Origin of the sequence: Streptomyces sp. PA03-6a, assembly GCF_033792765.1 — a bacterium.
Taxonomy (GTDB): Bacteria; Actinomycetota; Actinomycetes; order Streptomycetales; family Streptomycetaceae; genus Actinacidiphila.
The window spans coordinates 1-6,290 of sequence record NZ_JARAVK010000375.1; the positions used below are offsets into that span (position 1 = coordinate 1).

Here is a 6,290-nt window from a genome sequence, read left to right on the forward strand (position 1 = left end):
TTTACGTCTGCCCACGACCAGGATGACTTCGTCCGATCTACCCAGAGGCGAGCGGTTCACAACGTTTCGCGAAGATCATTTCGCTGAGAAAACCTCACTGGCTGCGTTGAAGATTGCGAGCGGCTTGAAGTGCAGTGAAACGGCATGCAGTTGCCTATGCCGAGACGTCGAAAGCAGGATCTGTCGGAGTCGAACTTCGACTCGGAGGACAGGAGCTGTCACGCCCCCGTGTCGGGCTGTATGCGGCGGGTCGGGGGCGAGGACGCTGCCCCTTTCGTGTGCGTGAGGGTGGAACGCGAGTTGTGATCACCTCCAGTTTTGGAGTGATGTTCATAACAGCCGATCCCGTTCGATATGGCGCTGAGTTCCTATGTGAAGTCCCGTCCTTGCTGGTACTCGCAGCGGGAAGTTGTGGGAGGTAGGGGCGCACGCTGTGAGTAGTTGCGGACCGTGGGCGACGCTGCTTACTGGGGCCGCCGACCTCACGGCGCGCTTCACCTGCCGGGTACACATTCTTCGGCGAAAGTGCAGCTCATAGTGTTGAGGTTCAGCTGGTGCCGGGGTATCTCCCGCGGGTTGAACGGGGGCGGGTACCCAGGCGACACCTCCACAGGGCCCCAGGTAGAGCCTTCGTGAGTACGGCGTTCCATCGCCCGGACCGGATCAATGGGAGCCTCACCGCGGGTCGGGGTGAGCTGCTTCAAGGAACCTAAGAGACGGAAATGGAAGCTCCCGTTGGCTGCCGGAGGAGGAGCGCGACTTGGGTTCTCCGCCGTGCACCATAGAATCCGTCGTCATGCTCGCTTCTGGATCTCTAGTTCCTGCGGCGGTCCCAGTCCCCCGTCGACCTGCTCGGAGCCGTGTCAGGCATGGTCAAGCGTCCTGCGCTGACTACGGCTGTATTCAGGCGGTCTGCCGCCAAGCCAAACGCTGGGCTCGTTACGAAAGGGAACGTGACCACGCGGCCGGCTTGGCTGCCAGAGTCGACTCGACCGAGGCTTCCGACCACGCTGTGATGCTCCGCAGCAATAATATGTCTGCTCAGAACATCGCAGACGCGTCCGGAATCTCTGTCACTCTAATCCGCCGCCTGCTCCGCCCCATGGGGGAGCGGCCAGACCGGATCTCCAGGTATACAGCGGATGCTGTTCTCGGCGTCTCCTTGTCGTCCCACTCGGCACGACGCGACGAAGACGGGCGGGGTCTAACTGACGCCACTTGCGCAGCCGATCTACTTACTACCTTGGCTGCCGCAGGTTGGTCGGCCACTTATCTCGCCACTCGTTTGGGCATCAGTGCACGGACCATCACTGCGATACGCAGTCGGAAACGTCGTCGCATCCGCATTGTTGTTGATCAAGGCATTCGTGACCTCTACCCCCGACTTGCCGGGGCCGATGGTGGTCTGTGACGGGCAACGCTCCTGGGGTTGCGGCTGGTGATGCCGCATGCAACCCACCGGAGAGCCTCAGTCTCCATCGTCCCATTCGCAAGATATCGCGTAAGTGACCTAGTCGACGCAAGGAAGGCGCCGCTTCGTGTCAAGCATCACCGATCAGAGATACCCTCTGGTCCACAGAATCCGACAGGGTGCGGCAGTAGCCGCGGCAGCGCTCACCGGCATATTGGTCCTGCCTGCGTGTAGCGGCGGTGATTCTGCGAAGCCAATGCCAGACTCCGGGTCGGCTCCGGCTCCGGCATCCACGGATTCTTCAACGTTCGTGGATCCGACCACGGCAGCGAAGGATAAGGTGGCTGTCGTTTTCCAGCAATTGGTTGACGCGGAGACTACTGGGTTTGCGCGAGCAACGTTTGCCGGTACGGACATCGAGCACTATGCCTCTGGGCAGGTCCTGGCCGATGACAAGGGCGCGCTGCTGGTCAATCGTGCCAACGGCGTTGTCACGAAGGGCAAGCCCGCGTTCAGGGTCACCAAGATCACTGTGGACCTAGGAGTGACACCCCACAGGGCCACGTTGTCGGTTTGTTGGGATGACACTGGCTGGACGCCGGTGAAGCAAGCCACTGGTGAAAGCGTTGCCGCTCCGATTCGTGCTCAACGATATGTGGTGAACTCCAAGCTCCGTACGATCGGAAACCGTTGGGTTGTCACGGACAGCAATGCCGCTCGGGATCAGATGTGTTGAGGCATCTACTGGCAGTCTCCATAACGGTGTGCGGTGTCATGCTTGGATCGGCCGGCTTGGTGATCGCAGATGGTGGGACGTACTGCCCATCGAGGGGCGACTGCCAGGTCGGAGTGCTCCTACCTGGCAACTTCGGCAACCCGAAGCCAAGCGCCCATGTTTCGGGTGGCACCACCGCCCGCCGGTGTGTGCACACGCTGCGGGATGTGGAGGTGCCTTGCTACCTGCGGGATCTGGGGTGGTGGAGCCTGAACTGCTATTTCAAGATGATGGAGCCGCAGCCGCCGGCCGGCGATCCGGCCTGGCAGGGCCACAGACCGGGTGATGGCGCGGTGTATGACGCGTACTGCCCGGATGAGGGGCCGCCGGTGCAGTGGCGGGCTGCTCCGCCGCCGGGCATGGACGGTGGTGTCGATCCGGCCCAGCTCGCGGCCGAGGCGGTGAAGCGGTTGCCAATCGACGGCCCGGACATCGGAATCGTACCGGAGCAAGGCACAACGGGGGTGGTTGGGATGCCGGTGTGGCTGTGGAACCGCACCAGTCCCCGGACCTGGGGCCCGGCGGTGGAGTCGGTGTCGGCGGGCGGCATCACGGTGACGGCGACCGCGCGCGTATCGCAGATCGTGTGGGACATGGGCGACGGCCATACCGTCACGTGCGGCGCAGGCACCCCCTACAAGGAGTCGGATGGGGCGAAGGAATCCCCCAGCTGCGGCTACCGCTATGCCACCACGTCCGACAGTGGAGTGGGCGACGTGTTCTGGGTGACCGCGACCGCCACGTGGGACGTGCACTGGGGCGGCGGCGGGCAGCGCGGCGACCTCACGACGACCCGCAGCTCCCAAGTCCAGGTGGTCGGACAAGCCCAGTAGTCGGCTGGGGACCGGCTGGAGTACCCATCACATACTGCATCTCGTCGTCAGTAGCGCAGGGGGCTCCCTCCACAAGGATGACTGGTGACGAAGAGACCTTCGGGGTGTTCTCCACGAGCTCGGGATCAAGCGGTAGCTCCTGGCAGAGTGCGCTCAGGTCCACGGCGTCAGCGACGTCCGTGCTGACTGCCGCGGCCAGACCGTCGAGGGTGGCTGTGCGTGCGGCGGCGTTCGCGTTGCCCGCAGCACGGTCGCCGTCTGCGCGGGCAGCGTGAAATATCTGACTTCGGCCGGAAGCCCGGGACCGCGGTGGCGTGGTGGTCGCGCACGACGCGCTTGGCCCACTTGCGGGCGATCTTGTTGCGCAGCGTCGCAGTCTGGTGCCTGGCCTCCTTGAGGTAGCCCTTGGACGCGGCCTGTCCGTGAGCAGGCTTACGGCGGGCCATCATCGGCTGGTAGCGAGCGAGGCGCTGGGTGGCGGGCAGCGGCTTGGGGGCGGTCGCCACGACGAACGAGGCGTGTCAGTGCCGAGGCTGTCCCGGTACACGCGTACCGACGATGGTGCGGACGGCAGGTCCCGTGACCACACCACCGTCAGCACGATGCCGCCGGCCAGGTGCAGGTACCCGTTCTTGAGCCCAAACCGCCGGTGGTGTGTCAGCGTCGGCGCGGCCTCGCGCCTGCGCTCGACGCGGGGGATCCCGGCCCGCTGCCTCATCAGCAGCCGAGGATGCCTCCACCGTCCACACCGGGACCGCACCCCGGGCCATGGCGTCCCTCCGCAACCTCGCCATAGGCCTGCTCAAGATCCTCGGAGCCGACAACATCGCCAAAACCACCCGCGCAATCCGCGACCAACCCGAACGAGCACTCCCACTTCTGGGCATCACCAACAAGCCCGAACCTTAAGGAACTTGATCAAGCCCTGGCTTACGGGGGAAGGCCCGCGTGGCGTGACGAGAGCTGGGGCCAAACCACCCACGTGCGCGTTCATGGTGGTGTGGTGTTTGCGTGCCTGAATATGCCGACAAGGCAGAAGATCTGCGCCAAGTGTTCGAGGGGCTGAACGTCTTGGTCTTTGTGGGCGGTAGGCTTGCAGAGCTAGCCTTTGCAGGGCCAAGCACTGCGATGGGCCGTACCCTGGCGCGTCGCGAACTTGCGTCCAGCGGGCGCAGTTGAGGGCCCCGCTCGCCCCCCCCAGCGGGGCCCTCAGATTTTTCCTTTTTAGTGAAACCGGCGTCGTTGGTGAAGCAAGTAACCGCGCCCTGGAAGATGTGTCACGGTCCATGGGACGACGCGCAACAGACGCAGACACCATGGACCGCAGGACCTGCTCTGGCTGCGGTCCCTGAGCCATCTGGCGAGCACACCCACTGCTCTTGCAGGAGGGCGTGCCAGGATCTACGTTCGATGAGCTGCATGTGCTGTGGAGTGGACATGACGGAGCCCCAAAAACCCCACCTGACGCCCGAGCGCCGAGCGGCACTGATGGCGAACTTGCGGCTACGCCAGGATTTCGTAGAAAAGGCCGATCTAGACTTGAAACGGCATATCGCCAGGGCGTCTGAAGAGGGCATGTCTTTGCGTGAGATCGCCAGTGTGCTTGGCCTGAAAAGTCCAGACACCGCCTTGAGGTGGCGGGATGAGGGGGAGCGAGCCGGGGCGTAGTCCCCTCTGTTGCGTGACAACGACCCCAAGGCGTCTGCCTTGGGGTCGTTGTGCGCCCCCGGTTGCTGTGCTGCCTGTGAAGCGATCGAACCGGGTGCGGTTCATGGATCCTCATCAAGCATTATCACGTGTCCATCGCAGCCACGGCTTATGGTCCGGTTTTGAAGCATGTGATTCAGGAGCGTGAATCGCTCACTTGTGTCACCAAACGGAACTTGCCTGCCGAATGTGCGAGAAGGCGGCCAACCCGGCATCACCAAGCCATAGGCTGCTTTTGTCATTGTGTGGAGCATGACACAGTGGAGGGCCTTTCAAGGGGTTGAAGGCCCTCCACTACTGCTGGCTCAGGGCGTGAAGGTTACGCCACCAGGAGGTCGGCCGTCCTCGCCGAGTGGCCCCGTGTCACCGCCCACCACGAGACATGCCATCGGGATCGATGGACCGTGGCCGCCGCTGTGGGCATCGGCAATGTGCCTGACGCCCGTTACTGGAGGAACGTCGCGGCGAACTGGCCCGGTTCCAGAACATGACGGCCAGCCTGCGTACTTCGGGGAACAAGCCCGACATCGGTGGCTACTGCAAGGTGCGCCGGCAGGCTTGGATGGCGTCCGGGGAGATTGCCTGCCATCGTCCTTCCCAGAGAGAACTCTGCCGGAGTGAGGCTGGTCCGGGCTTGTCTTAATCCGGCTGGTGCTGATCGTGGATGAGTTGGTGGACGTTCCCCAGCCTGCGTGAGTCAAAAATTCCTGCCTGCCTGGTTCCGCCGGATACACGAGACTCCACGACCGTCGTCACGTTGGGCTGCCCGTTCATCCGCTGGAAGCGACTCATCGCTCGCGAGGCAGCCAGCCGCAACTGAGAATCTCCAAATTCCGGCGCGCATCGGACACATCAACGGGATATGGACTGTGAACGCTCATCCACTGTAAACGACTGTCAATGCCGCAAGTGGAATAATCACCCCTAACCGCCAATATCTTCGATCAGGTGCCTGTCAGGGCGATGGCACTGAGGGTCGAATTATGATGTGCGCGGTCGCCGCATGTCTGCCACGGCCATGCTCATGCTCGACCAACTTCGCGCCACTTCCAGATCTCGCCACCCCTGAAGCTGACCCAACTGTGGTTGCCGAGCGGATCGTTGCCACCATGCTCGCAACACCGGGCACCTGCATTTACTCGGAGGTGCCGTGTTGGTGATTGCGTGGGGATCGATGCTGAGTTCGTGCACTTATTGGCTAACGCGTGCTGCATGTACTGCCGAAGAGCTGGCTGACGAGCCGTCCTGCGGTGGCTGATGCGGCGTCGGCCTCTGGCGCAGAAATACTATTCCTGTCGGGATCCGGAGCCGAGCAGTCGTTCACTGCTCGCAACGCCGCGTCGTCGTTTATCTATTTGTGATGCTCAAGTTCCGCTCAGATACGGTGACTCACTTCACGCGATCTCATTAAGTTCCACCTTCAAGTACAGGTCAACCGAGAGTCAGCCGACGAGGATGGAGCACGCGCCGATGACCGAAGTGCCGGTGACCGAGGACGCCGTTCCGGCGCCCGACGACCTGGTCGTACTGAAGGACGTGAACAAGCACTTCGGCGCGCTGCACG

The 6,290-nt window shown here is 62.9% G+C and carries 2 protein-coding genes and 2 pseudogenes; 3 read left to right on the forward strand and 1 reads right to left on the reverse strand.

What is annotated here, in order from left to right:
• The first annotated feature begins 1,721 nt into the window (after positions 1–1,721).
• Both PV350_RS43345 and PV350_RS43350 read left to right on the forward strand, forming a co-directional pair.
• Positions 1,722–2,147, forward strand: a complete 426-nt coding sequence (locus PV350_RS43345) for a hypothetical protein (RefSeq protein ID WP_500338878.1) — start codon at positions 1,722–1,724, stop codon at positions 2,145–2,147.
• A gap of 188 nt (positions 2,148–2,335) precedes the next feature.
• The gene (locus tag PV350_RS43350; RefSeq protein ID WP_500338879.1) at positions 2,336–3,019 is read left to right on the forward strand and encodes an ATP/GTP-binding protein; all 684 of its coding nucleotides are present in this window, start codon (positions 2,336–2,338) and stop codon (positions 3,017–3,019) included.
• A 284-nt stretch (positions 3,020–3,303) separates the two neighbouring features.
• Here the strand turns inward: PV350_RS43350 and PV350_RS43355 are convergent.
• Positions 3,304–3,779 (reverse strand): annotated as a pseudogene (locus tag PV350_RS43355) (RNA-guided endonuclease TnpB family protein); the annotation flags it as partial.
• Between the two features lie 2,417 nt (positions 3,780–6,196).
• Here PV350_RS43355 and PV350_RS43360 point away from each other — a divergent pair.
• Positions 6,197–6,290 (forward strand): annotated as a pseudogene (locus tag PV350_RS43360) (amino acid ABC transporter ATP-binding protein); the annotation flags it as partial.